26 protein-coding genes are annotated in these 25508 nt (G+C 71.9%); 12 read left to right on the top strand and 14 right to left on the bottom strand.

Translation table 11 applies throughout. The features are described from left to right. Nucleotides 1–74 precede the first annotated feature (74 nt). The 6 genes from ACQKIP_RS14215 (at nucleotide 75) to ACQKIP_RS14190 (ending at nucleotide 6895) form a co-directional block, all read left to right on the top strand. Entirely contained in the window at nucleotides 75–464 is a 390-nt protein-coding gene (locus ACQKIP_RS14215; protein ID WP_365860905.1) for a BlaI/MecI/CopY family transcriptional regulator, read from the top strand. A gap of 6 nt (nucleotides 465–470) precedes the next feature. Beyond that, entirely contained in the window at nucleotides 471–1403 is a 933-nt protein-coding gene (locus ACQKIP_RS14210; RefSeq protein WP_365860907.1) for a M56 family metallopeptidase, read from the top strand. A gap of 228 nt (nucleotides 1404–1631) precedes the next feature. Then, the gene (locus tag ACQKIP_RS14205) at nucleotides 1632–2969 is read left to right on the top strand and encodes a hemolysin family protein (RefSeq protein WP_365860910.1); all 1338 of its coding nucleotides are present in this window, start codon (nucleotides 1632–1634) and stop codon (nucleotides 2967–2969) included. Continuing rightward, nucleotides 2966–3991 (top strand): hemolysin family protein, encoded by a 1026-nt coding sequence (locus ACQKIP_RS14200; RefSeq protein ID WP_365860912.1) that lies wholly within the window; start codon nucleotides 2966–2968, stop codon nucleotides 3989–3991. Before ACQKIP_RS14205 ends, ACQKIP_RS14200 begins: the two co-directional genes overlap by 4 nt. Before the next feature lie 217 nt (nucleotides 3992–4208). Then, the gene (locus ACQKIP_RS14195; protein ID WP_365861195.1) at nucleotides 4209–5357 is read left to right on the top strand and encodes an acyltransferase family protein; all 1149 of its coding nucleotides are present in this window, start codon (nucleotides 4209–4211) and stop codon (nucleotides 5355–5357) included. A 92-nt stretch (nucleotides 5358–5449) separates the two neighbouring features. Then, on the top strand, nucleotides 5450–6895 hold the full coding sequence (locus tag ACQKIP_RS14190; RefSeq protein WP_365860914.1) for a hypothetical protein: 1446 nt from the start codon (nucleotides 5450–5452) through the stop codon (nucleotides 6893–6895). Between the two features lie 51 nt (nucleotides 6896–6946). On the opposite strand, the gene ACQKIP_RS14185 is transcribed toward ACQKIP_RS14190, so the two are convergent. Continuing rightward, a complete protein-coding gene (locus tag ACQKIP_RS14185; RefSeq protein ID WP_365860916.1) occupies nucleotides 6947–8113 on the bottom strand; it encodes a pentapeptide repeat-containing protein in 1167 nt (388 codons plus the stop codon). Nucleotides 8114–8165: 52 nt separating this feature from the next. Then, nucleotides 8166–9158, bottom strand: a complete 993-nt coding sequence (locus ACQKIP_RS14180; protein ID WP_365860918.1) for a GlxA family transcriptional regulator — start codon at nucleotides 9156–9158, stop codon at nucleotides 8166–8168. 52 nt (nucleotides 9159–9210) lie between these two features. On the opposite strand from ACQKIP_RS14180, the gene ACQKIP_RS14175 reads away from it, so the two are divergent. After that, nucleotides 9211–9606, top strand: coding sequence for a cupin domain-containing protein (locus ACQKIP_RS14175; protein WP_365860920.1), 396 nt, complete (start codon nucleotides 9211–9213; stop codon nucleotides 9604–9606). Between the two features lie 87 nt (nucleotides 9607–9693). Continuing rightward, on the top strand, nucleotides 9694–9942 hold the full coding sequence (locus ACQKIP_RS14170; protein WP_365860922.1) for a holin: 249 nt from the start codon (nucleotides 9694–9696) through the stop codon (nucleotides 9940–9942). Nucleotides 9943–9951: 9 nt separating this feature from the next. On the opposite strand, the gene abc-f is transcribed toward ACQKIP_RS14170, so the two are convergent. From abc-f to ACQKIP_RS14140, 6 genes are all read right to left on the bottom strand, one after another. Further along, a complete protein-coding gene (gene abc-f, locus ACQKIP_RS14165; protein ID WP_427743078.1) occupies nucleotides 9952–11583 on the bottom strand; it encodes a ribosomal protection-like ABC-F family protein in 1632 nt (543 codons plus the stop codon). Between the two features lie 30 nt (nucleotides 11584–11613). Continuing rightward, nucleotides 11614–12627 carry a hemolysin family protein gene (locus ACQKIP_RS14160; RefSeq protein ID WP_365860926.1) on the bottom strand — a complete coding sequence of 338 codons (1014 nt, stop codon included), beginning with the start codon at nucleotides 12625–12627 and terminating at the stop codon, nucleotides 11614–11616. Then, nucleotides 12624–13955 (bottom strand): hemolysin family protein, encoded by a 1332-nt coding sequence (locus ACQKIP_RS14155; RefSeq protein WP_365860928.1) that lies wholly within the window; start codon nucleotides 13953–13955, stop codon nucleotides 12624–12626. Before ACQKIP_RS14155 ends, ACQKIP_RS14160 begins: the two co-directional genes overlap by 4 nt. Before the next feature lie 182 nt (nucleotides 13956–14137). Beyond that, nucleotides 14138–14563: a GNAT family N-acetyltransferase gene (locus ACQKIP_RS14150; RefSeq protein WP_365860930.1), complete on the bottom strand. Its 426-nt coding sequence runs from the start codon at nucleotides 14561–14563 to the stop codon at nucleotides 14138–14140. Nucleotides 14564–14636: 73 nt separating this feature from the next. Beyond that, on the bottom strand, nucleotides 14637–17201 hold the full coding sequence (locus ACQKIP_RS14145) for an ABC transporter permease (RefSeq protein WP_365860932.1): 2565 nt from the start codon (nucleotides 17199–17201) through the stop codon (nucleotides 14637–14639). 14 nt (nucleotides 17202–17215) lie between these two features. Continuing rightward, nucleotides 17216–18082 carry an ABC transporter ATP-binding protein gene (locus tag ACQKIP_RS14140; protein WP_365860934.1) on the bottom strand — a complete coding sequence of 289 codons (867 nt, stop codon included), beginning with the start codon at nucleotides 18080–18082 and terminating at the stop codon, nucleotides 17216–17218. A gap of 206 nt (nucleotides 18083–18288) precedes the next feature. Between ACQKIP_RS14140 and ACQKIP_RS14135 the strand changes: the two genes are divergently transcribed. The 3 genes from ACQKIP_RS14135 to ACQKIP_RS14125 all read left to right on the top strand — a co-directional run bounded on the left by ACQKIP_RS14135 (nucleotide 18289) and on the right by ACQKIP_RS14125 (nucleotide 19357). Beyond that, complete coding sequence (locus ACQKIP_RS14135; protein ID WP_190078868.1) at nucleotides 18289–18516, top strand: antitoxin; 228 nt, start codon at nucleotides 18289–18291, stop codon at nucleotides 18514–18516. A gap of 3 nt (nucleotides 18517–18519) precedes the next feature. Then, entirely contained in the window at nucleotides 18520–18891 is a 372-nt protein-coding gene (locus ACQKIP_RS14130) for a fic family toxin-antitoxin system, toxin component (RefSeq protein ID WP_365860937.1), read from the top strand. 103 nt (nucleotides 18892–18994) lie between these two features. Then, the gene (locus ACQKIP_RS14125) at nucleotides 18995–19357 is read left to right on the top strand and encodes a VOC family protein (protein WP_365860939.1); all 363 of its coding nucleotides are present in this window, start codon (nucleotides 18995–18997) and stop codon (nucleotides 19355–19357) included. Nucleotides 19358–19375: 18 nt separating this feature from the next. Here the strand turns inward: ACQKIP_RS14125 and ACQKIP_RS14120 are convergent, their stop codons facing one another. From ACQKIP_RS14120 to bioB, 4 genes are all read right to left on the bottom strand, one after another. After that, nucleotides 19376–20047, bottom strand: coding sequence for a class I SAM-dependent methyltransferase (locus ACQKIP_RS14120; RefSeq protein ID WP_365860941.1), 672 nt, complete (start codon nucleotides 20045–20047; stop codon nucleotides 19376–19378). 141 nt (nucleotides 20048–20188) lie between these two features. Next, the gene (bioD, locus tag ACQKIP_RS14115) at nucleotides 20189–20923 is read right to left on the bottom strand and encodes a dethiobiotin synthase (protein WP_365860943.1); all 735 of its coding nucleotides are present in this window, start codon (nucleotides 20921–20923) and stop codon (nucleotides 20189–20191) included. Nucleotides 20924–20929: 6 nt separating this feature from the next. Continuing rightward, nucleotides 20930–22228 carry an adenosylmethionine--8-amino-7-oxononanoate transaminase gene (locus ACQKIP_RS14110; protein WP_365860945.1) on the bottom strand — a complete coding sequence of 433 codons (1299 nt, stop codon included), beginning with the start codon at nucleotides 22226–22228 and terminating at the stop codon, nucleotides 20930–20932. Continuing rightward, a complete protein-coding gene (bioB, locus tag ACQKIP_RS14105; protein WP_365860946.1) occupies nucleotides 22221–23471 on the bottom strand; it encodes a biotin synthase BioB in 1251 nt (416 codons plus the stop codon). The genes ACQKIP_RS14110 and bioB overlap by 8 nt, the downstream gene beginning before the upstream one ends. 163 nt (nucleotides 23472–23634) lie before the next feature. Between bioB and ACQKIP_RS14100 the strand changes: the two genes are divergently transcribed. After that, nucleotides 23635–24777 carry an 8-amino-7-oxononanoate synthase gene (locus ACQKIP_RS14100; RefSeq protein ID WP_365860947.1) on the top strand — a complete coding sequence of 381 codons (1143 nt, stop codon included), beginning with the start codon at nucleotides 23635–23637 and terminating at the stop codon, nucleotides 24775–24777. On the opposite strand, the gene ACQKIP_RS14095 is transcribed toward ACQKIP_RS14100, so the two are convergent. Together ACQKIP_RS14095 and ACQKIP_RS14090 are read right to left on the bottom strand one after the other, a co-directional pair. Next, complete coding sequence (locus ACQKIP_RS14095; protein ID WP_361184891.1) at nucleotides 24778–25002, bottom strand: DUF397 domain-containing protein; 225 nt, start codon at nucleotides 25000–25002, stop codon at nucleotides 24778–24780. A 9-nt stretch (nucleotides 25003–25011) separates the two neighbouring features. After that, a partial coding sequence (locus ACQKIP_RS14090) for a DUF5753 domain-containing protein (RefSeq protein WP_427743070.1) occupies nucleotides 25012–25508 on the bottom strand: 497 nt, incomplete at its 5' end.

The raw sequence follows: 25508 nt of genomic DNA, 5'->3' as shown, positions 1-25508 counted from the left end.
GGCGGGCGGGCCGATCGCCCCGGCGCGCGCGTTAGCCTCGTCCGGTACGACAAGACGGCGGAAGGAAAACGGGCGTGGCGGAGCAGGAGCGGCGTTCCCGGCGGCGGGCGCAGGGCGAGCTGGAGGCACAGGTCCTTTCGGCCCTGCGCGAGGCGGAAGGCCCCGCGACCGCGGGCTGGGTGCAGGAGCGGCTCGGCGGGGACCTGGCCTACACGACCGTCGTGACGATCCTCAGCCGACTCCTGGACAAGGGTGCGGTGACCCGCGAGCGCGCCGGCCGCTCCTTCGCGTGGACGCCGTCGTCCGACGAGGCTGGCCTCGCGGCACGCAAGATGCGCAAGGTCCTCGACGGCGAGAGCGACCGCGAGGCGGTCCTCGCCAGCTTCCTCACCGCGCTGCCGCCCGGCGACGAGCGCCTGCTGCGCGAACTCCTGAGCCAGGCCGAGGCGGAGAGGGACACCTGAACCGCCATGGGGATGTTCGTCCTTCTGCCGCTCGTGCTGCCGCTGACGGCATGGCCGGTCGCCCGGCTCGCCGAGCAGCGTCTGCACCCGCGGACCGCCACCCGGCTGCTGACCACCGTCGCCGTGGTCATGGCGCTCGCCAGCACCCTGTGCCTGGGCCTGCTCATGGTCGTCGGCACGGCCCAGCTGCCCGGTAACCCCCTGCCGGACGGCTGGTCCGACCCCGAGGTGCGCGCCGCCGTCCCGTACGACGAGATCGCCGGACGTCTGGCCATCCCCGGGCTGCTCGCCGTGGCCGTGGCCTGCGGCCGGACGCTGTGGCGCCACCGCCAGGTGCGCCGCCGCGCCCACCGCGCCCTCGCCGGGCTGCCCGGCACCTCCGTCGCCGTCCTGCCCGACGACGAGCCCTACGCGTACGCGCTGCCCGGCGGCGCCCGTGACCGGGTCGTCGTGACCACCGCGCTGCTCGACTGCCTCGGGCCCGCCGAGCGCCGCGCCCTGTTCGCCCATGAGCGCGCCCACCTGGCGACCCGCCACCACCGCTACCTCCTGGCGGTGCAGCTGGCGGCGCGCGCCAATCCCTTCCTGCGCCCGCTGCGCACCGCCGTGTCCTACGCGACCGAGCGGTGGGCGGACGAGAACGCCGCCCATACCGTCGGCGACCGCAAGACCGTCGCCCGCGCGATCGGCAAGGCGGCCCTGCACTCCCGCGGCGCCCCGGCCCCGACCCTGGCCGGACTCGCCGCCCCGGGGCCCGTGCCGCGCCGGGTCGCGGCCCTGCTCGGCCCCGCTCCGGCGGCGCGCAGCTGGCCCTCCCTGTTCACCGCGGTGGGGCTGGCGGCCTGGGCGGCGAGCGCGGGAGCGGCGATCTCCGCCATGTCGTCGGCGAACTCCGCCGTGACGATGGTCCTCATCCTGCACGCGGCTACCCCGCTCTGACCCACTCTGGCCCGCTCAGAGCGGGTCAGGGCCGACAGGACCCTGCCGGAACAGTTTGCCGTTCCTTTACAGTGGCTGTAGAAGCAGCACCGCTTCCCCGCCACCGCCCTCGTGCGACACCCGTACGAGTACGAGAAGGAGCCACGGACCCGCAATGGGTGAGCCTCCCAGTACGAACCGTGCCATTTCCCGCCCGCTGTCCGAGCGCGAGGGAACGGGGGTGGCACGGTGACCGAGATCCTGCTTCTGCTGCTCGCCCTGCTTCTCACGCTCGCCTGCGCGGTGTTCGTCGCGGCCGAGTTCTCCCTGACCACCGTCGAGCGCGGTGACCTGGAGCGCGCCGCCGGGGCGGGGGAGCGAGGTGCCGAAGGGGCCCTGAAGGCCGTCCGGCGCCTGACCCTGCAGCTGTCCGGCGCGCAGCTCGGCATCACCGTCACGTCCCTGGTGATCGGCATGCTCGCCGAACCGTCCCTCGCGGCGCTCCTGCGCGGCCCCCTCGAAGCGGCCGGCCTCGGCAGCGCCGCCCCGACCACGGCCACCCTGCTCGGCGTCGCCCTCTCCACGGTGATCCTGATGGTCGTCGGCGAGCTCGTGCCGAAGAACTGGGCGATCTCCCGGCCGCTGGCCGTCGCCAAGGTGGTGGCCGCACCCCAGCGCGGCTTCACCACCGCCTTCGGGCCCTTCATCCGGCATCTGAACAACACCGCCAACCACGTCGTACGCCGCTTCGGCCTCGAACCCGCCGAGGAGCTGGCCTCCGCGCGCACCCCCGAGGAACTGGTCGCCCTCGCCCGGCGCTCGGCCGCCGAGGGAGCCCTGGAAGCGGACTCCGCCGAACTGTTCGTGCGCACCCTGCACCTGAGCGAACTCACCGCGGAGAACGTGATGACCCCGCGCGTGGACGTCCGCGCCCTGGAGGCGCACGCCACGGCCGCCGACGCCGCGAACCTCACCCACGCCACGGGCCTGTCCCGCTTCCCCGTCTTCCGCGACAGCCTGGACGAGGTCATCGGCACCGTGCACATCCGCGACGTGCTCGCCCTGGCCCCCGCCGAGCGGCGGCTGACGCCGGTCACCGAGCTGGCCACCGAGCCCCTGCTCGTGCCCGACAGCCTGCCCGCCGACCGGCTTCTCGAGCGGCTGCGCGAGACCCGCACGATGGCCGTGGTCATCGACGAGTACGGCGGCACGGCCGGAGTGGCGACGGTGGAGGACATCGTCGAGGAGGTCGTCGGCGAGGTCCGCGACGAGCACGACCCCGTCGAGGTCCCCGACCTGCTGCCCGCACAGACGGCCCCCGACGGCCGCACCGTGTGGGAGGCCGACGGCGGCGTCCGCATCGACCAGCTCGCGGGCATAGGCCTCACCGCGCCCGAAGGCCCGTACGAGACCGTGGCCGGACTGATCGCCACCCGCCTGTCGCGCATCCCGGCCAAGGGCGACTCCCTCGACCTCGACGGCTGGCAACTGGACGTGCTGACCGTCGAGCACCACCGCGCCGACCGGATCAGCATCACCGAACCGGCACTCCAGGTGCCCCGCCAGGCCGTGGAGGAGGCACGATGACCACGCTCCAGCTCGCCATCGGCGCCCTGACCCTGCTCACCAACGCCTTCTTCGTCGGCGCCGAGTTCGCCCTGATCTCCGTACGCCGCAGCCAGATCGAGCCCCGCGCCCAGGAGGGCGACAAGCGCGCCCGCATCACCCTGTGGGGCCTTCAGCACATCTCCGCGATGATGGCCACTGCCCAACTCGGCATCACCGTCTCCTCGCTGGTGCTCGGCGCGGTCGCAGAACCCGCCATCGCGCACCTCCTGGAGCCCGGCTTCGAGGCGGTCCACATCCCGCACGCCCTCGTGCACCCGATCGCGTTCGTCATCGCCCTGACCGTGGCGACGTATCTGCACATGCTGATCGGCGAGATGATCCCCAAGAACATCGCCCTCGCCGCGCCCGCCCGCACCGCCCTGCTGCTCGGCCCGCCCCTGGTCGCCCTCACCCGCGCCCTGCGGCCGGTCGTCTTCGGCATCAACGCCTTCGCCAACACCCTCCTGAAGCTGCTGAGGGTCGAACCGAAGGACGAAGTCGAGTCCGTCTACACCGACGACCAGCTCGCCCGCATGGTCATCGACTCCAGCGCCGCGGGGCTTCTGTCCGCGGCCGACGGCGAACGGCTGCGCGACGCCCTGGAACTGGGCACCCGGCCGGTCGGCGAGATCCTCGTGCCGGCGGCCAAGATGCACACCGTCGAGCACTCCGTCACCCCTGCGCGCCTGGAGAGGGTGGCCGCCGACGCCGGCTTCTCCCGCTTCCCGGTGACGGGACCGGACGGCACCCTGCTCGGCTACCTGCACATCAAGGACACCCTGGGCATCACCGAACGGGACCGGCCCTTCCCGCGCGGCGCCCTGCACGCGGTCACCCGGGTGCACATCGACACCCCGCTCGACGACACCCTCACCGCGCTGCGGGCCGCGGGCAGCCACCTGGCAGCGGTCACCGGCGCGAGCGGAACGGTGCTCGGGTTCGTCACCATGGAGGACGTCCTGACCGAGCTGGTCGGCCCTTCACCGGCGGCGCTCGGCTGACTCACCGGGTGCACCCGGCTGGTCCATCGGGTGCACCCGGCTGATCCACCGGAGGCGCCCGGCTGATTCACAGGCGGCGCGACTGTACGTGCGGGGCCTCCGGTGGCTAGGGTGCCGGTGATGTTCTACACAGGTGTAGCACCCGCATTTGACGTAAGACGCGAGACCGCGGGCCCGGGTTCCCCCGGGAGGTCCCGTGAGTGAGCCTGTCCGCTCGATGGACCAAGGCGGGGCACTGCGGGCGCCGCTGCCCGCCGCGCGCAGTGCCCCGGCGGCGGCGCCTCCGGCTGCGCCCTCGGTCCCCACCGTGGCGCCGAAACCCCCGGTCAAGCAACGGGACTCGTTCTTCGACAACGCCAAGTACCTGGCGATCGTGCTGGTCGCGATGGGCCACGCGTGGGAGCCGCTGCGCGGTGACAGCAGGGCGGCTGCCGCGCTCTACATCACCGTCTACACGTTCCACATGCCGGCGTTCATCGTCATCTCCGGCTACTTCTCGCGCAGCTTCGACGCGAGCCCCGGCCGCCTCAAGCGCCTGGTGACCGGCATCGCCGTGCCGTATGTCATCTTCGAAGTCGCGTACACCTTCTTCAAGCGCTGGGCGGGCGACGATCCGACCTACCCGATCAGTCTGCTCGACCCCTGGTACCTCACCTGGTTCCTGGTCGCGCTCTTCGTCTGGCGGCTCACCACCCCGCTGTGGAAGGTGGTGCGCTGGCCGCTGCCGCTCGCGCTGGCCATCGCGGTGCTCGCCTCCGTCTCGCCGGACATCGGCGACGACCTCGACCTGCAACGCGTGCTCCAGTTCCTGCCGTTCTTCGTGCTCGGCCTGTGCCTGAAGCCCGAGCACTTCCAGATCGTGCGCCGCAGGGAGGCGCGGATCCTGGCGCTGCCCGTCTTCGCGGCGGCCCTGCTGTTCGCGTACTGGGCGGCGCCGCGCATGAACGCCGCCTGGTTCTACCGCAGGGACAGCGCACAGGAGCTGGCCGCGCCCGGCTGGGCGGGCGGCGTGATGACGCTGGCGATGTTCGGCTGCTCGGTGGTCCTGGTCGCCTGCTTCTTCGCCTGGGTGCCGGGACGCAGGCTCTGGTTCACCGCACTGGGCGCGGGCACGCTCTACGGCTATCTGCTGCACGGGTTCGTCGCCAAGGGCTCCCGCTTCTGGGACTGGTACGAACTGGACTGGCTGCACACGCCGCTGGGCGAGATCACGGTCACCATGGGCGCGGCGGCCCTCATCACCGTGCTGTGCACGCCGCCGGTGCAGCGTCTGTTCAAGTTCGCGATGGAACCCGACATGGAGTGGGCGTTCAAGAAGGACGCGAAGGCGCTGGCCCGCAGACGGGGCGCGCACCGCCGCGGATAGCACGAAGCGTCCCTCGACGGGGCCGGTGCGGTGGATGATGGAGGCCGACGTCGGTAGGCCGGTGTCGGTGTCCACACCCCGGAGGGCCGGACGTGCCGCAGAACAACGACCCGCTGGCGGCACGGACGCCCGGCGAGCTGCTCGACAGCTGCCGCGCGAGCGCGGAGCAGGTCGCCGGCCGGGTCGCCCAGTGGGACAGCGCCGACCCGGCGGTCCGCTCCGCCGTCGACGCCGGGGCCCACCGCCTCGACGGTGCGACGCCCGCGGATCTGCGGGCCCTGGCCGACTGGCGCCCGTCCGCCGTCCGCAACAGCGTGTACATGGACGCCACGACCGTGGGGATCGCCGAACGCCTGCTGGCCGGCGACCGGCGCTGGCTGACGCCGCTGTCGCTGTGGGACCTGGCCGCGTTCGCGGACCGGGTGGTCATGTCGGAGCGGATCTACTACGCGGGCGAGGACCTCGTGCCCGCCGCCCGGCTGAACCAGCTCCTCGGCGAGGACGTGTTCGTGAGCCTTCCGCACCTTTCGCGGGCGCGGGACTCGGCGGCCGCGCGCCTCTACGAACAGAGCCTTGACACCTACCGGACCCTGATCTCACCCCTCGTCCACCAGTACGAGATGCCGGGCGGTACGTACTGGGCGGACGCCGTACGCGAAGTGGCCGCCGCCTGGACGCTGGTGACCGGACGCCCGGTGCGCCCCGGCGAGGCGCTTGCGGCCTGCGAGGCGCAAGGCTGGTTCACCCCGAAGCTGACGCTGCTGCGCGATCCCTACTGCGACGACCTTCCCTCGCTCGCGGACGGCTACTGCGCGCCCGTCCTGGGCGATGTGACCTACCGGGCCCACGCATCCCAGTCCTTCGCCAACCTCCTCGGCCTTCCGTACGCGCCCGCGACCGCCCGGATGCCCTTCCGCCACTACTTCTGCGAGCGCGGCTGGGATCTTGAGGACCAGCTGCTCACCGCCGACGCGGCAAGCCGCGCCTACCGCGAACTCGCCGGGGAGCAGGACCTCGTCCTGCCCGTGTTCCTGGCCGTAGCGCTCTCCGAAGCGCGGCGGATCGAGGACGTGTGGCCGCGCCTTGCCGAACTCCGCACGCGGGCACGCCGTTTCCGCAGGCACCGCCAGGACCTCGACGAGGCGCTGTCCCTGGGGGAGGCGTCCGAGACCTCGCGGCAGCTGCTTATGGCGGTGCGCAGCGAGGCCGTCGGGCTGACCGAGGTGTGCGGGCACGGCTTCTCGCTGGTGGCGAAGATCGTGGGGCGGCTCACCCGGGCCACGCCCGCGCAACTGCCCGAGGAGATCGCGACCCTGATGGGCATCGCCTCCGCGGAGGTCCCCGCCGATCTGCGGCGCCGCCTGTGGTGGCAGTGCTTCCGGCCCGAGCTGCGGTTCCTGATCCAGGTCCGGTCGCAGTCGCGGGAGATGACCGACGCCATGCCGAAGATCGGCAGGCTCTGGGGGCTGCCGCAGGGGCGGGCCAAGGGCTTCCGGGAGCGGTTCGAGCAACTGGGCAGGTTGCGGACGGTCAGCTGAGTACGGCCTCTTGGGTGCCGGTGCCGGTGCCGGTGCCGGCGCCGGTGAAGGTCAGTCGAAGCGGCTCTCGGTTGCCGCGATCCGCTCCCGCACCAGGGGGTGCCGTGCCAGCTCCGGGTCGAGCTTGGTGGTCTGGTAGATCCAGGCCGTGCGCAGCTGCTCGGGTTCAAGCCCCCAGGCCTCGGTCAGGTCCGTGCTGTGCAGGTTGGTCCGGTCGAGGCGGGCGTCGGCGAGGTCGGCGCGGTGCAGCACGGTCTGGAACATGGACGTGTCGCTCAGATCGGCTCCGCGAAGGTCGGCGTAGCGGAAATCGGAGACGTTCATCCTTGCGTGGCGGACATCCGTGCCGTGCAGGTCCGCGTACCGGGCACTGACCTTGACCAGGTGGCAGTTCCGCAGCGAGGCGCCGGCGAACCGCGCGTTGCGCAGCAGGGCGTTCGACAGGTCCGCGTTGTCCAGCCGTGCCTCGGTCAGATCGGCGTCGTCGAGCCCCGTATCCCTCAGATCGGCGAAGTGGAGCAGGGCGCCTGTGAGGCAGGCCGACCGCGCGGACGCCGCGTTGAGCGAGGCGTAGGGCAGCTGTGCGCCCCGCAGATCGGCGTGGTCGAGCCTGGCCCGGTGCAGGTCGGCGAATTCGAGCCGCGCGTCCTCGACGGTGGCCTGCTGGAGCTGCGCTCCCCAGAAGCAGCCGTGCGCCGCCTGCGCCTGCCGCAGGTTCGCCTTCCCCAGATTCGCGTTGGTCAGATTGGCGTGGCCGAGTTGCGCGGACGAGAGGTCCGAGCGCTCCAGGAACGCCCACGACAGGTCGGCGTCCCGAAGGTCGGCCGCGCTGAGGTCGGCGTCGTGCAGATCACTGCTGGTGAGCCGGGCATGCGTCCATCGCCCGCGGTTCATGTCGGCGGAGCGCAGGTCGAGACCGGGCAGTTCGAGACGGCGCGCCTCGACGGCTTCGGGACGCCGGGCCAGGACGGTGAGGGCCGCCTGCACGTCCATGGCAAGGGCGACCGGCTCCCGCCGGCTCAGGGCCACCGACGAGTGGTGGACCAGACGCGGATCGTCCACGCTGCCGCGGACGAACTCGACCAGCTCCCGGGCGACCGTGTCACGCTCGCCGTCCGGGGCCGACGCCGTGAGGAGCCGCCCCAGCGCGGTCACGGCGGCCACCCGCACCTCGGGCCGGTCCGACGCCAGGTCCGCCCGATGCATGTCGATCGTCAACGCCCCGCCACCCCTCAAGGCCCGTCTCCAGGAGCACCAAGGCTAGAGCGCCTCAGTCCGGCGCGGGCCCGAACCGGCGCCGGTACGCCGAAGGGGTAAGGCCCGTGTCGCGGCGCATCAGGGCGCGCAGGTTGGCGGTGGTGCCGAGGCCGCTGCGCCGGGCGACAGTGTCGAAGGGGGCCACGCCCCGCTCGATCAACCGGCAGGCCAGCGCGAGGCGTTCGCCGGTAAGCCAGGCCAGGGGCGTGGTGCCCAGCTGGGCCTGGAAGCGGCGGTGCAGTGTCGCGGGGCTGAGCGCGGCGTGCGCCGCGAGGCCCGGCACGGAGAGGGGGGATTCGAGCCGCTCCCTGGCCCAGGCCAGGACCGGGGCCAGGGACTCGTCCGGTACGTCGGGCAGTGGCCGCTCCACGAACTGCCGCTGCCCGCCGTCCCGGTGGGCGGCGAAGACCAGACGCCGGCTCACCGCGTTGGCGACATCGGCGCCGTGATCGCGACGGACGAGATACAGCCCGAGGTCGAGGGCGGCGGCGCTGCCCGCGGCGGTGAGGATGTCGCCGTCGTCGACGAAGAGCACGTCCGGTTCGAGCCGTACGCCGGGAAAGCGGGCCCGGAAGTCGTCCGCCCACTGCCAGTGCGCGGTTGCCCGGCGCCCGTCGAGTACCCCGGCCTCGGCGAGCGTGAAGGCGCCGCTGCAGAACCCGACGAGCCGGGTCCCGCGGGCGTGTGCCCGGCGAATTGCGTCCAGGACGGCCGGGCGCCGGGGCACCTCGACGTCGGGGCGGTTGGGCACGATCAGGGTGTCCGCCGAGTCCGCCGCGTCGAGTCCGGCGACGCCCGTGAGGGTGAAGAAGCCGTCCCGCATCAGGGTGCGCGGCTCGGGCGAGCAGAGGCTGAACTCATAGAGATCACGGCCGAGTTCGGGCCTGCGCAGGCCGAACACCTCGGTGGCGCAGCCGAGCTCGAAGGGGTTGGAGTTGGCGTCGACGATGACGACGACGCGGTGCAGCGCCCCTGCCGCGGCAGCCTGAGAGGATCCTTGCGACATACGCTATTTCTACCACTCACGGGGGCGGGGCCCGGCGTCGGAGGCTTGGCGCATGAGCAACGAACCGATCGCCCTGAGCAAGGCCCTTGCCTCCTTCGACGCCCTGTGGAGCCCGCGCATCGTCACCCGCGTCAACGACTACGACGTACGCGTGGCCAAGGTGGAAGGCGACCACCTGTGGCACGTCCATGACGACACCGACGAGTTCTTCCTCGTCCTCGAAGGCGAACTGCTCATCCACCTGCGCGAGCCGTCCGGCGAGCGCACGGTCGCTCTCCCCAAGGGCACCGTCTTCACGGTCCCGCGCGGCACGGAGCACAAGCCGTCGGCCCCGGCCGGCGCCAGGATCCTTCTCTTCGAGCCCACGGGCACCCCGACGGTCGGCGACCGGCACGACGCGGTCCCGGAGCACGTCGACGCGACGACGGGCCACAGCCTGAACCTCTGAGAATGCCCTGGTCACCCCTCTGGGCACCGGAACGCACCAGCGGTATGCCAGGTGTGGACCCGTCGACCAAGAGAGGTGGGGTCAAGCATGTGGACCGCTGGATTCTGGAAGGCCACGTCGGAGCGGGCGCTCCGTACCTTCGCGCAGTCGCTCGCCGCCGTCCTGGTCGCCGGGACGACGACCCTCCTGGACGTCGACTGGAAGGCGGCACTGGCCACGGCGGGGATGGCGACGCTGCTCGCCGTCCTCACCGCGGTGGGCGCCGCGAATGTCGGGGGCCGCGGCCCCGGCATCACGGAGACGCCCACCGCACGCACGGGGCAGACCGCGCCCTGACCGGGACGGTCAGTTTCTGACCACCCGCCCGGCCTCCACCGAGATCCGCTCGCCCCGGAACCGCTCCCGCAGCCTCCGGTCGTGCGACACCACGACCAGCGTGCCCCGGTATGCGGCCAGCGCCTCGTCGAGTTCCTCGACCAGGGCGGGGGAGAGGTGGTTCGTCGGCTCGTCGAGCAGGAGGAGGTCGGCCGGGCGCGTCACCAGGCGCGCGAGGGCCAGGCGGCGGCGCTGTCCCACGGAGAGTCCCTTGACCGGCACCACCAGGTCCTCCTCGCGGAAGAGGCCGAGGGAAAGGAGCGCATCCGCGTGGTCCTCGGGGAGGCCGGCCAGCCCTGCCGCGAACGCGTCGAGCAGGGGCTTCGCCGTGTCCTCGTAGGTGATGTACTCGATCTCCTGCGGCAAGTACCCGATGCGGGAGGGGAGTTGGACCTCTCCTTGATCCGGGGCGAGCTCCCCGGCCAGGACGCCGAGCAGGGTCGACTTGCCCGCGCCGTTCACCCCGGTCACCAGCGTGCGCGACCCCGGTTCGAGAAGCAGGCTCTCGACGGCGAGGCGCTCGCCGACCGCGACGTCCGTCAGCTCTGCCGGGCGTACGAAGGGGTGGTCGCCGCCCTCGATGCCCTCGCCCGGCGTGAAGTGCAGCGGGTCGGGCGGGCGCGGCACCGGCTCCGCGTACAGTCGGCGCAGCCGCTCGCGCGCGTTGCGCACGATGCCGGAGAGCTGGCCCTCCACCGACCGGTTGTGGCTCGCGAAGCGGGGGCTCTCGCTCATCCGCCAGCCGACCGCAAGGCGTTTGTTGCCGCCCTCGGCGAGCTTCTCCTGGCGTTCGACCTCCTCGCTCCACTCCCGGTAGCGCTCCTCCCAGCGCCGCCGCGCGGTGGCGCGCTGCTCCAGATAGCCGTGCCAGCCGCCGCCGAAGCGGGCCACGGACCTGCGGTCGCCGTCGACCTCGACGATCACCTCGGCGACCCGGTCGAGGAAGACGCGGTCGTGGGTGACGGCGACGACCGTGCCCCGGTGGGTGCGCAGCCGCTCCTCGAGCCAGCCGAGCGCCTGGTCGTCCAGGTGGTTCGTCGGCTCGTCCAGGAGGAGCAGTTCGGGCTGCGGGGCCAGGACGCAGGCGAGCGCGAGGCGCGCGGCCTCGCCGCCGGACAGCGATCCAAGGGTCCGGGATCGCTCCAGGTGCGGTACGCCGAGACCGTGCAGGGCCGCGTCGAGGCGGGCGTCGGCGCGGTAGCCGTCCCGCGCCTCGAAAGCGGCGACGAGGTCTCCGTACGCGACCAGTTCGGCCTCACCGGCCGATCCGAGCGAGGCCTCGGCCTCCCGGATGCGCCGCTCCAGTTCGCGCAGTTCGGCGAGCGCGTCGTCCACCGCGTCCTGCACGGTGGCGTGCGGCGGAAGGCGCTGGGTCTGCGCGAGATAGCCGGTGCCGCCGTCCGAGACGACGGCGACCTCGCCGTCGGCGGGCTCGAACTCGCCCGCCGTCAGGCGCAGGAGCGTCGACTTCCCCGAACCGTTCTCGCCGATGACACACGCCTTCTCGCCGGGCCGCACCGACAGGGAGACCTGTTCGAGAACAGGGCGCTCCGGATATCCGTACGACACGTCGCGCAGGACGAGCTGACTCACAGTGCGAATCCCCCTCGGTCGGGCGGGCCGCCCGCTCGGTCACACGGGCTGACCGAACAGCTCCCGCAGTACGTCCTCCATGGTGACCATGCCGGCCAGCCTGCCGTCCGAGCCGAGCACCGCCGCCACATGCGTGCGGCTGCGGCGCATCGCGGTCAGGACGTCGTCCAGCGGCGTGGCCTCGCGGACCTGCGCGATCTTGCGCATGTCCGGTACCCGGAACGGCAGGTCGCGCGGCATCCGGTCGAGCGCGTCCTTGACGTGCAGATAGCCGACGATACGGCGGCCGTCGTCCACGACGGGGAAGCGCGAGAAACCGGACTCCGCCGAAAGCCGCTCCAGCTCCTCCGGCGTCACGCCCACCCGGGCGTAGACCACGCTCTCCAGCGGCAGCACGACATCCCGGACGGGGCGGCGGCCCAGCTCGAGGGCGTCGTGCAGCCGCTCCTGGGCGCGGTCGTCGATCAGACCCGCGTCACCGGAGTCCTTGACCATCCGGGCGAGCTCGTCGTCCGAGAAGGACGCGCTGACCTCGTCCTTCGCCTCGACCCTGAGCAGCTTCAGAAGGCCGTTGGCGAACGCGTTGATCGCGAAGATCACCGGGCGCAGTGCCCGTGCGATCGCGACGAGCGGCGGGCCGAGCAGCAGCGCCGTGCGTACCGGCTCGGCCAGCGAGATGTTCTTGGGGACCATCTCGCCGAGCAGCATGTGCAGATACGTGGCCACCGTCAGGGCGATGACGAACGAGATCGGGTGGACCAGGCCGTGCGGCACCCCGACCCCGTCGAACAGCGGCTCAAGGAGATGCGCGATCGCGGGCTCGGCGACGATGCCGAGCACCAGGGTGCACAGCGTGATGCCGAGCTGCGCGGCGGCGAGCAGCGCGGAGACGTGCTGCAGACCCCACAGCACGCTCTTGGCCCGCCGGTCGCCGTCTTCGGCGTACGGCTCGATCTGGCTCCGCCGTACGGAGATGAGGGCGAACTCGGCGCCGACGAAGAAGCCGTTGACCACGAGGGTCGCCAGGCCGATCAGCAACTGGACGGCGATCATCGCTCCTCCTCCCGGGAGTCGTCGTGCAGGGGTGCGTGCAGCAGGACGCGGGCCGCGCGGCGGCCCCGGGCGTCCACGACGTCGAGCCGCCAGCCGCCCACCTCCAGGCTGTCGCCCTCGGCCGGGATACGGCCCAGCTCGGTGGCGACGAGTCCGGCGAGGGTCTCGTAAGGGCCGTCCGGCGCGCGCAGGCCCACGCGGGCCAGCTGGTCGGTGCGGGCCGAGCCGTCGGCGGAGTACCGGGTGCGGCCCTCGTCGTCCTTGCCGTCGGCGGCGATGTCGGGCGTCTCGTGCGGGTCGTGCTCGTCGCGGACCTCGCCGACGACCTCCTCGACGATGTCCTCCAGGGTCGCGACGCCGGCCGTGCCGCCGTACTCGTCGATGACCACGGCCATCGTGCGCTTGCCGGAGAGCCGGTCGAGCAGTTGGTCGACGGTCAGCGTGTCCGGTACGAGCAGGGGCTCGCGGACCAGCTCGGCGACGGGGTAGCGGGCCCTGCGCTCGGCAGGTATGGCCAGGACGTCCTTGATGTGCGCGACGCCGACGACCGAGTCCAGGCTGCCGCGGTAGACGGGGAAGCGGGACAGGCCCGTGGCGCGGGTGGCGTTCGCGACGTCCTCGCAGGTGGCCATCACGTCGAGGGCCATCACCTGCACGCGCGGCGTCATCACGTTCTCCGCGGTGAGGTCGGCGAGGTTCAGGGTGCGGACGAACAGCTCGGCGGTGTCCGGCTCCAGGGAGCCCTCCTTGGCGGAGTGCCGGGCGAGCGCCACCAGCTCCTTGGGGCTGCGCGCGGAGGCCAGCTCTTCGGTGGGTTCGATGCCGAAGCGGCGTACGGAGCGGTTCGCGGTGTTGTTCAGATGGGCGATGAAGGGGCGGAACGCCGAGCTGAACAGGCGCTGCGGGGTCGCCACCCGTTTGGCGACGGCCAGCGGTGAGGAGATCGCCCAGTTCTTGGGGACCAGCTCGCCGACGACCATCAGGAAGACCGTGGACAGGGCCGTGCCGATGACCAGGGCGATCGACGAGGACGCCGACGAGGGGATGCCGATGGCGCGCAGCGGGCCCGCGATCAGTTTGGCGATGGAGGACTCGGAGAGCATGCCGACGACCAGATTGGTGACGGTGATGCCCAGCTGGGCCCCGGAGAGCTGGAAGGTGAGGTTCTTGACGGCTTTGAGGGCGCCGGCGGCGCCGCGCTCGCCGCGTTCGGAGGCTCGCTCCAGCTCGCTGCGCTCGACCGTCGTGAGGGAGAACTCGGCCGCGACGAAGACGCCGCAGGCAAGCGAGAGCAGCACCGCCACGAGGAGCAGGAGCACTTCGGTCATCGGGTCACCTCCGTCCCATGATCGGGCAGGGACCGGGGGAATGCGCGATGTCGGGTACTGGGAGGCTCGCCCATCGGCGGACGCTCACACCTTTCGTTGACGATTCGAGTGGTCCGCCCATTTTAAAGGATCAGCAAAGGCCGCTCCGACGGATTTCCCACGGGTACCCCGGCCCCGGGCGCTCAGTCGGCGAGGGGTTTGACCCAGCGGCTCCACTGCGGCTGGGGCGCGTACCCCGCGGCCCGCCACGCGTGGTGGGCCTGTTCGTTGCGATCCAGGACCATGGCGTCCCCGCGGCGGCCCCCCACGGCGAGAAACCGCCGGTCGGCCGCGTCGAGCAGGGCTGACGCGATGCCCTGCCGCCGATGCGAGGGCAGCACGGCAAGCCGGTACAAGCTGCACCGCCATCCGTCGTAACCGGCCACGACGGAGCCCACGAGGAGCCCGTCGGCCTCCGCGAGGATCAGGGCCTCGGGGTCACGGGCGATGAGCCTGCTCACCCCGTCGACGTCGTCGGTGATGGACGTCCCCTCGGCGGCCACCGCCCAGAAGGCGAGCACGTCACGTGCGTCGGACGGTTCGGCCGTACGTATGCGCATGTCAGTCACGAGCACGAGCCAAGCACGCGGGCCGGGCAGTCGGCCACCGACTTCTCTGTGCGCCGCCCGCCGCTCGACTCCTTCATTCGTGTGCGATGGCCGCCAGCACGTTCATGCGCGACGCGCGCAGCGCCGGAAGGAGCGCCGCCGCGAGGCCCACGATCACCGATCCGACGAGGACCGCGATCACCGTCGTCCAGGGGATCGCGAACGCCGTCATGCCTTGCAGGGCGAGGACCTGCTGCGCCGCGACGCCCCACACCAGACCGAGCACGAGCCCGAGCAGCGCACCGAACACCGCGATCACCACCGACTCCAGGCGGATCATCCGGCGCAGCTGGCGCCGGGCGAGCCCGATGGCGCGCAGCAGACCGATCTCGCGGGTGCGCTCGACGACGGACAGGGCCAGGGTGTTGACCACGCCGAGGACCGCGATGATGATCGCCAGGCCGAGAAGGGCGTAGACGAGGTAGAGCATCACGGCGATCTGCTCGCGGATCAGTTCCTTGTAGTCGGCCTGGTCGCGGACCTGTACCTGCGGATACGGGTCCAGGGTCTTCTCGAGGCGGTCGCGCAGGGTGTCGTCGTCCGTGCCGGGGGCCGCGTTGACATACAGCGCGGAGTCCTGGCCGCCGGGCACGAACTTCTCGATCGTCCCCATGCCGAGGAAGAGCCCGCCCTCGACGCCGAACCCCTCGGCTCCGGGCTGGTCGGTGAGCGCGCCCACCGTCAGTTCCGTCTTGCGCCCGCCGGGGAACTCCACGGGCAGCTTCGAGCCGGTGCGGACCTTGTGGTCCCGCGCGAAGTCGCGCTGCATGGCGATGCTGCCGGGTGCCAGGGCCCGCCGGGTGTCGCCCGTGACGTAGGTGACGCGGGCGACGTCGTCCAGGCGCGGGTCGTAGCCCGCCGCGGTCGTCTCCACGCTCTTGCCGTCCGGCATGGACACCTTCACGGGCGCGAACCGCTGACGCACGACGAGCCCGGCGCCGTCGGTGTCCCGCACCTTCTCGGTGATCTCCTGCGCGAACGGCATGAAGTTGCTGTTCTGTACGACGAAGTCGGCACCCAGGGTCTTGTCGATCTGTTCGTCGAACGATTTGGTCATCGACGCGCTCGCCACCGACATGCCGCTCACTAGGGCGAGCCCCACCATCAGCGCGGCGGCCGTGGCGCCCGTGCGGCGCGGATTGCGCAACGCGTTGCGCTGGCTCATCCGGCCGACCGAGCCGAAGACGGCGGGGAACGCGCCGCCGAGCACCCGGATCACCGGGCGGACCAGGAGCGGCCCCGCGATGACCGTGGCGATCAGGGTCAGGACGAGGCCGAGCCCGAGCAGGGACGCCGCCGAGGACGTCTTCTCCGACGTGGCGCAGCCCACCAGCGCGGCGGCGCCCGCCGCCCCGACGACCACGCCGACCGTCGCACGAATCCGCAACGGCCGCCCCGTGCCCGCGATCTCCGCGTCGGCGAGCGCCGCCATCGGCGAGACCTGCGCGGCGCGGCGCGCCGGGAGATACGCGGCGACGAACGTGACGCCGACCCCGACGACGTACGAGGCGACGGGAGTTGGCCACCCGATGACCATCTCGGTGGACTTGAGGTTCATCCCGAAGACGCCCATCAGCTCGATGAGCCCGGCCGCGAGCCCGATGCCCGCCGCGAGGCCGACCGTCGAGCCGACCACGCCGAGCAGGACCGCCTCGGTGAGCACGGAGCGGCGGACCTGCCTGCGGTCGGCGCCGAGCGCGCGAAGCAGGCCCAGTTCGCGGGTGCGCTGCGCGATCAGCATCGAGAAGGTGTTGACAATCAGGAAGATGCCCACCAGGACGGCGATTCCGGCGAAGCCGAGCATCACGTACTTGATGACGTCCAGGAAGCCGCCGAGGTCGGACGCCGCCGATTCGGCCTGTTCGTCGGCGGTCTTCAGGTCGTAGCCCGAGCCCAGTTCGGCGGCGATACGGCGCTTGAGCTCGGTGTCGCTGACGCCGGACGCGGCCTCCACGGAAATGCCCGTCGCTTTGGCCCTGCTGCCCAGGAGTTGGCGCTGGGCGGTCGGGGTGTCCAGGAAGACCAGGGCCGCGCCGGGGTTGGTGGTGGTGAAGGTGACGATGCCGACGACCTCGACCTTGAACGAGCCGGGCGCGGCGAGCACCGTGAGGGTGTCGCCGATCCGCACGTCCTTCTTGTCGGCCGTGTCCTTGTCGAGGAGTGCCTGGTCCCTGCCGCGCGGGGCGTGGCCGGAGGTCAGCTCGACGGGGCTGCGGTCGGTGACCTGCCAGTTGGTGGCGATGGTGGGGGCGCCGGTGGTGGGGCCCACCGGGTCGTTCTTGCTGTCGACGACCGTGATGTTCTCGACGGCCGCGTCGATGCGGGCACGGGCCACCCCGTCGACCCCGGCGACACGCCCCGCGAGCCTGGCGGGGATCGTCGGCGTCTGCCCCGAGGGCACCGCCTCGTCGAGGTCCTCCTTCGGCTCGACGGTCACATCGGCGGACGTCGAGGCGAAGAGCCGGTCGAAGGTGCGGGCCACCGTGTCCGAGAAGATGAGGCTGCCCGCGACGAACGCCACCGAGAGGATGACGGCGAGGGCGGAGAGCAGCAGCCTGCCCTTGTGCGCGAGGAAGCTGCGGAGCGTTGCCTTCAGCATGGCCGCGCTCCGTCTCAGTCCTGGTCCGGCTTGCGGTCGGCGCCGTCGCCCGGGCTGCCGTCGCCCGGGGCACCGGCGGCCTCGGCGGGGCTCTCCTGCGGTTTGGCGTGCAGCACGTCGAACCGTTTGAGGCGTTCCAGGACCGAATCGGCCGTCGGGCGCTGCATCTCGTCGACGATCCGGCCGTCGGCGAGGAAGAGCACCAGGTCGGCGTGGGCCGCAGCGCCCGGGTCGTGGGTGACCATGACGACCGTCTGCTCCAGCTTGTCCACGGCGTCGCGCAGGAAGCCGAGGACTTCGAGACCGGCGCGTGAGTCGAGGTTGCCGGTCGGCTCGTCCGCGAAGATCAGCTCGGGGCGCGAGGCGAGCGCCCGCGCGCAGGCCACGCGCTGCTGCTGGCCGCCGGAGAGCTGGGCGGGCCGGTGCTTCAGGCGGTCGCGCAGGCCGAGTGTCTCGATGACGTGGTCCAGCCACTCGCGGTCGGGGCGCTGGCCCGCGATGTCCATCGGCAGCGTGATGTTCTCCAGGGCGTTGAGCGTGGGGATGAGGTTGAAGGACTGGAACATGAAGCCGATGCGGTCCCGCCGCAGCTGCGTCAGTTCCCGCTCCTTGAGCCCCGTGATCTCGGTGTCGCCCAGCCACACCTGGCCCGCGGAGACCGTGTCGAGTCCCGCGAGCAGATGCATGAGCGTGGACTTGCCCGAACCGGACGGGCCCATGACCGCAGTGAAGCGGCCGCGCGCGATGTCCACGTCGACCGAGTCGAGGGCGAGCACGGCGGTCTCCCCGGAGCCGTATGCCTTGGTCAGGGCACGGGCGCGCGCGGCGACCCCGTCGGGCTCCGCAAGGCCTGTGGCCGGTGCAGAAGCAGGTGTCGACAAGGCCGCCTCCCGGGTCGTGGCCGTTCCAACTCCCTTGATTCTGCCGAGAGTAGAGGGCCGTGGCTGGTGCCGGTATCCCTCCGAGGTCGTGAACCGGATACGCATGTAAGGGGCAATGGACCGGTGTGCGCCCGGCCGCTCAGTGCGCCTCTGCGCCCTCCCGCGCCCTCTTGCCGGTGCTAGCGCCACAGCGCTAGCTTGAAGGGATGGCGAAGACCCAGCTGAATGTGCGGGTGGACGAAGGCACCGCCCGGGCCGCACGCGAGCGCGCGCTCGCCCGCGGGATGAGCGTGAACCGCTACATCGAAGAACTCGTCAAACAGGACGCCGGCGAAGTCGGCCACACCTTCGTCGAGGCCGCCGCGGACTTCATGAAGCAGTACGAATCGGTCTTCGCCGAAGAGTTCGGTCCCGAGCGCGAGGGTCGACGTTAGCCCTTGAACCTCAGAATCGATCTTGCCTGGCTGCTGATGATCGCCGAACACAAGACGCCCGGAGACCCGCAGGTCACCGACTGGGGTGCCCTGGTGGCCGCCGTCAGCCGGCACGAGGCGGAGATATTCGGCGTACCCGTCTACGAAAGTCCGCACGACCGCGCCGCCGCCCTGCTCCAGCTCCTCCTGCACATCCCCGCCCTGGAACGCTCCAACGCCCTGTTCGCCTCGTCCGTCGCGTACGCCTATCTGGTGGCGAGCGGCATGAAGGTCGTCACCTCGCCCGAGCAGGTACGCGAACTGGCCCGCCTGGTCAAGGAGGACGGCGCCAGCGTTCGGGCCATCGCGGACGAACTGCGCAAGTGGAGTCTCTGAGGGCCCGGCGATCCGTGGTCGCCGGGATGACGGCGAGCGCGCAGACGATCATGCGGCGACGATAGGTTCGGGGGTGAGAGAGCCGCACTCCAGGAGGACGCCCATGCCCGCCGCCATCCTGCCGATGATCATCACCCCTGATCTCGACCGCCTGCTGCGGTTCTACCGGGAGCTGCTCGGGGCCCAGGAGGTGTCGAGGACCCCGGAGGAAGGGCCCGCCTTCTTCGTGGACCTGCGCATCGGCGACTCGGAACTGGGTGTCGTGTCCGACACGAGCGTGCCGCTGGACACGCCGCAGCGCATCGTGCTGAGCGTGGCGGTGGACGCGGTGGACGACCTGCTCAAACGGGTGGACTCCCTCGGCGGCGAGACGCTCGGGCCGGCCAACGACATGCCGTGGGGGCAGCGCGTCGCGCACATCAAGGACCCGGACGGCAACGCGGTCAACCTCACGCAGGCCATCTGAGACCCCGCCCGCCGCCGGTCAGTCGCTCTCCGGGCGCCGTGCCGTGCCGAGCACGCAGTACGAGGAGGGCAGCCGCGGGCCCTTCGGGGGCACCAACAGCCGCCTGTACGGGCCGATGTCGAAGCCCGCGGCGCGCAGGGCGGCCACCGTGTCCCTCGAAACGTGACAGCCGCCGAAGAACAGGGGCCACAGCGTGCGGTCCAGGGCACGCTGAGCGGTCGCCATGGCCGCGCCCGGCGCCACGCCGTGCTCGAAGAACCGCAGCTCCCCGCCGGGCCGCAGGACACGGCGCAGCTCGGCGAGGGCGCGAGGCACGTCGCGCACGCTGCACAGCACCAGCGAGGCCACGGCGCCGTCGAAGGCCTCGCTCTTGACGGGCAGCGCCTCGGCGGCGCCGGGCACGACGTCGACCGGCACATCGGCCCGCACCGCGGCGGACGCGGCCAGCTGCCGCAGGGTGCGCTCCGGTTCGATGGCCACGACCTCGGACACCGCCGTCGGATAGTGCGCGAAGTTCAGCCCGTTCCCCGCGCCGACCTCGATCACCCGACCGGACAGACCGCCGAGCAGCTCTTTGCGGAACGTGGCGACCACGCGCTCGGCGGCCACGCTCTGGCGGGCATAGAAACGGGCGAAAACGGGATGGTGCACGGCATCACGGGACGCGGCCTTGGCGGAGCGAGGTGACATGGGCCCTCCTCGACGGGGCGAGCGGATACCGCAATGGTGCCCGGCCGGCAGGGCTTTCCCCCCTGTGCGGGCCCGCGAGTGTGACGGCCCGCGAATGCACGGCAGACGGGCACCCTCCGGACCGCGGAGGGCGCCCGTGACTCAGCTCTCCCGTGCCCCCGGTGCCTGCGCCGCCGTGAACGCCGCACTGTCCCAGGCGCCCCCGAGGTCCGGCCCGAGCCAGCTACCGGCTTGTGCGCGGAAGTCGGAGGGCGTGAGCGTGCCCGCGCCCTGCGGGATCGCGCCCAGGAGCGGCGCGCCCGCGGCCTTCGGCAGGTCCGCGAGGTTGCAGCGGGACGCCAGGTCCGGCGCGGTCGGCCAGCTGCCCACCGTGACGCCCAGCGGAGTCAGGTCCCGGGCGCGCAGGGCCTCCGCGGTCAGTGCCGTCGTGTTCAGGGTGCCGAGGCCCGCCGGAGCAACCACCAGGACCGGCGCCGTGAGGAGGCGGGCCGCGTCGGCGAGGGTGGCGCCCTCGTCGTCGTAGTGCACGAGCAGCCCGCCCGCGCCCTCGATCAGGACCAGGTCGTGCCCGGCCGCCAACTTCTCCGCCGCCTCCGCCACTTCGGACGGACGGATCTGCGCCATGCCCGCCCGCCGCGCGGCTGTGTTCGGCGCCAACGGCTCGGGGAAGCGGGCGAGTTCCAGGGTGGTGACCCCGTCGCCCGCCAGGCGCGTCACCTCCTGCGCGTCGCCCGGCTCGCCGGGCGCCACCCCCGTCTGCGCGGGCTTGAGCACCGCGACGCTGCGCCCCGCGGCGAGCGCGAGCGCGGCGACGGCGGCCGTCGTGACCGTCTTGCCGATCTCGGTGCCGGTTCCGGACACCACGATGACCGTCATGTCTGCTCAGCCCTCCTTCGCCGCCGCGCACACCGCGCGTCCGATCCGTGCCACGTCGTCGTCGCCCGTGATGAACGGCGGCATCGTGTAGATGAGGTCACGGAAGGGCCGCACCCACACTCCCTCGCGCGTCGCGGCGCGGGTGGCCGCCGCCATGTCCACCTGGTGGTCCAGCTGTACGACGCCGATCGCGCCGAGCACCCGTACGTCCCGCACGCCCGGCAGCCCGGCCGCCTCGGCGAGCGTGCCGCGCAGGCCCGCCTCGATGCGCTTGACCTCGGTCTGCCAGTCCTGCCCGAGCAGCAGGTCGATCGAGGCGCAGGCCACCGCCGCGGCCAGCGGATTGCCCATGAACGTCGGGCCGTGCGCCAGGACCGGCACCTCGCCCCGCGAAATGCCGTCCGCGACCCGCGCGGTGCACAGCGTGGCCGCCAGCGTCATATAGCCGCCGGTCAGCGCCTTGCCCAGGCACATCACATCGGGCGTGACGCCCGCGTGGTCCGCGCCGAACAGCGCGCCCGTACGGCCGAACCCGGTGGCGATCTCGTCGAACACGAGCAGCACGTCGTGCTCGTCGCAGGCCTCGCGCAACACCCGCAGATAGGCGGGGGAGTGGAAGCGCATACCGCCCGCGCCCTGCACCACCGGCTCCACGATCACGCCGGCCAGCTCGCCGGCGTGCCGTCCGATGACCTCGCGCAGGTGCTCGGCGTACGCGTCGTCGTACGCCTCGTACCCCGCGGGCGGCGCGTCCGCGAACACCTGCCGGGGCAGCGCGCCCTGCCACAGCTCGTGCATGCCGCCCTCGGGGTCGCACACCGACATGGGCTGCCAGGTGTCCCCGTGGTAGCCGCCGCGCCAGGTCAGCATGCGCCGCTTCTCGGGGCGGCCGAGCGAGCGCCAGTGCTGGAGGCACATCTTGACCGCGACCTCGACCGACACCGATCCGGAGTCCGCGAGGAACACGTGCTCGAGACCGTCGGGCGACATGTCGACAAGCTGTTTCGCCAGCCGGACGGCGGGCTCATGGGTGAGCCCGCCGAACATGACATGGCTCATCCGGTCCAGCTGGCCGCGTACCGCGTCGTTGAGCACGGGGTGGTTGTAGCCGTGGATCGCCGACCACCAGGACGACATGCCGTCGACCAACTCGTCCCCGGTGCCCGCCAGTCGCAGCCGTACGCCGCTCGCCGACTCGACGACCAGGGGCTCCTGGCGGCCGGGCATCGGGCCGTAGGGATGCCACACGTGGCGGCGGTCCAGGTCGAGCAGTTCGGGCACGGAGAGGCCACAGAGGTCAGGCATTGGGCGCCAGATCCGTTCCCGCGCCCCGGCGGCGCACGGCCACCAGATCGGTGCGCACCTCGGACGCCTCGTCTCCCGCGGCCCCGGCCCGCGCGGACTCGGCCTGCGCGGGCACGGAGGACGCCGCGGGCTGCGACGAACCGCACGGTCCGCAGCCGCCCCCGCCCTCCCCGTGCGAGCCGCAGCCGCCCGCGCCGCCCCCGGCGTGCGACCCGCACCCGGCCGCCGCGATCGCGTCCGCGCGGTGCTCCGGCAGCGTCACCGTACCGGCGCCCTCGACCTCGAAACCGGCGTCCGCGATCATGTCCAGGTCGGTCTTGCCGGCCTGGCCCTCGCTGGTCAGGTAGTCGCCCAGGAAGATCGAGTTGGCCAGGTGCAGGCCCAGGGGCTGCATCGAGCGCAGGTGCACCTCGCGGCCGCCCGCGATGCGCACCTCCACGTCGGGGCAGACGAAGCGGACCATGGCCAGGATGCGCAGGCAGCGCTGCGGGGTGAGGTTCCACTCCTTGGCCAGCGGGGTGCCCTCGAAGGGGATCAGGAAGTTGACCGGCACGGAATCGGAGTCGAGGTCGCGCAGGGCGTAGACCACGTCCACGAGGTCCTCGTCCGTCTCGCCCATGCCCGCGATCAGACCCGAACAGGCGGACAGGCCCGCGGCCTGCGCCTGCTGCACGGTGTCCACGCGGTCGGCGTACGTGTGGGTCGTGGTGATCTCGCCGTACGTCGCCTCGGACGTATTGAGATTGTGGTTGTACGCGTCCGCGCCCGCCGTGCGCAGTTTGTCCGCCTGGCCCGCGGAGAGCAGTCCGAGGCAGGCGCACACCTCGATGCCCTCGTTCTGCTCCTTGATCGCCTCGATGGTCTGCGAGACCCGGTCGACGTCACGGTCGGTCGGCCCGCGGCCGCTCGCGACCAGGCAGACCCGCTTGGCGCCGCCCGCCACTCCGGCCGCCGCGGCCTGCGAGGCCTCGTCGGGCTTGAGCCACGTGTACTTGAGGATGCCTGCCGTCGAGCCCAGCCGCTGGGAACAGTAGGAGCAGTCCTCCGGGCAGAGACCCGACTTGAGGTTGACCAGATAGTTGAGTTTCACCCGTCGCCCGAACCACTGCCGCCGTACCTTCCCGGCCGCGGCGACCACGTCGAGCAGTTCGTCGTCGGAGGTGGCCAGTACGGCCAGCGCCTCTTCGCGGGTCGGCAGCTCGCGCCGAAGCCCCTTGTCCACCAGCGTGTTCAGCAGATCCATGGCGCCGATCCTTACGTACGAGAGGCTCCCTTTCCAAGGAGACTTCGCACAACAGAAACGCTGAGAGGTGTGGGTATTGCCACATCCTGGCCCGGTGGCCGGACGGCTAGGGTCTGTGCACTGTCTACAAAACGACCCGTCCTTACGACCCGGAGGAACCCCCATGGCGAGCTCGCCGTTCGACTGGATCGACGAGCAGGCGAGCCTGCGCGCACAGGCCGGACTCGTGCGCACCCTGCGCCCCCGCCCCGCCGACGCCGGCGGCCTCCTGGACCTGGCGAGCAACGATTACCTGGGCCTGGCCAGGCACCCCGAGATCACCGAGGGCGCGGCGGCCGCGGCCCGGCGCTGGGGCGGCGGAGCCACCGGCTCGCGTCTGGTCACGGGCACCACCGAGTTGCACACGGAACTCGAACGCGAACTCGCCGAGTTCTGCGGCTTCGAGGCGGCTCTGGTCCTTTCCTCCGGATATGCCGCGAACCTCGCCGCCGTCACGGCCCTGGCACCGCACGGCTCGCTGATCGTCTCGGACGCGGGCAACCACGCCTCGCTGATCGACGGCTGCCGTCTCGCGCGCGGCACGACACAGGTGGTGCCGCACGCCGACCCCGAAGCGGTGCGCAAGACGCTGGACGGTCACCCGGGTCCCGCGGTCGTCGTCTCGGACACGGTCTTCTCGGTCGACGGCGACGCGGCTTCACTCACCGAACTTGCTTCCGTTTGTACGGAGTTCGGGGCCGGTCTCATCGTCGACGACGCCCACGGCCTGGGGGTGCTCGGCGACGGCGGTCGGGGCGCCCCGCAGGCGGCCGGGCTCGCGGGCACCGCCCATACGGTGGCCACGGTCACCCTCTCGAAGTCCTTCGGCAGCCAGGGCGGCGCGGTCCTCGGCCCCGCCAAGGTCATCGACCATCTGGTCAACGCGGCCCGCACGTTCATCTTCGACACGGGGCTCGCCCCGGCCGCCGCCGGTGCGGCACTGGCGGCCCTGCGGCTGCTGCGCAGGGAGCCCGGGCGCGCGGCGCGGGCCCGCGCGGTCGCGGCCGAGTTGCATGAGCGCCTTACGGCGGAAGGGCTTTCGGCGGTACGTCCGGACGCCGCCGTCGTCTCCGTACGGGCGCCGTCACCGGAAGCGGCCGTGCGGTGGGCCGCCGACTGCCGGGGTGCGGGTCTGGCCGTCGGCTGCTTCCGTCCGCCGTCGGTGCCCGACGGGATCTCACGGCTGCGGCTGACCGCCCGCGCGGACCTCGACGACGCTCAGATCGCCGATGCCGTACGAGTGATCAGCCGCACCGCGCCACGGTAGTCACCTCAGGCCGTGGACGAAGGCCTCCCAGGTGGCGGACGAGAAGAGCAGGGCGGGCCCTGCCGTGTTCTTCGAATCGCGCACGGCGAGCAGCCCCTGCTTCGGCCCTGAAGCGAGCGAGGCTGTCTCCACGCAGTTGTTCATGCCGTTGCTGCGGCTGCTGCGGTGCCACTGTGCGCCGTGCAGAGAGGTGCTGGAAGGTACGTGCCGAGGCAGTGCAGTCATGGTGCCCCCTTACGCGCCGTCACGTATCCCGGCGATGTGATCCGTTGATTCCTCGGGTGAAAGTGCCTTTGCCTGAAGGGATTTGAAGGCCTCCGAGTACGCCTGGAGGTCCTCTTTCCGTTCGAGGTAGAGGCTACTCGTCAAGTGGTCGAGAACAACTACATCCAGATCAGAAATGTTCGGAAACGAAAAAATTACGAAAGATCCAATGAGGCCGACGTGCTCGCCTGCGGCGAACGGGAGTACCTGAAGCCGCACGTGGGGCAGCTGCGCGGCTTCCAGTAACCGTTTCAACTGTCCGTCCAGCACCTCGTGCCCGCCCACCGGCCGGTGCAGCACCGCCTCGTCGAGGATCACGCTCAGGCGCAGCGGCGGAGCCGCGCGCAGCACGTCCTGGCGGGCCAGACGGACCTCGACCAGCGCGTTCACCTGCTCGTCCGGCATCCCGTCGAGCGCCGCGCGCGTCACCGCGCGCGCGTAGTCGGGAGTCTGCAACAGGCCGGGCA

This window comes from Streptomyces sp. NPDC059900, from assembly GCF_050270335.1.
Classification (GTDB): domain Bacteria; phylum Actinomycetota; class Actinomycetes; order Streptomycetales; family Streptomycetaceae; genus Streptomyces.
This window is presented reverse-complemented; position numbering and strand designations above follow the sequence as displayed.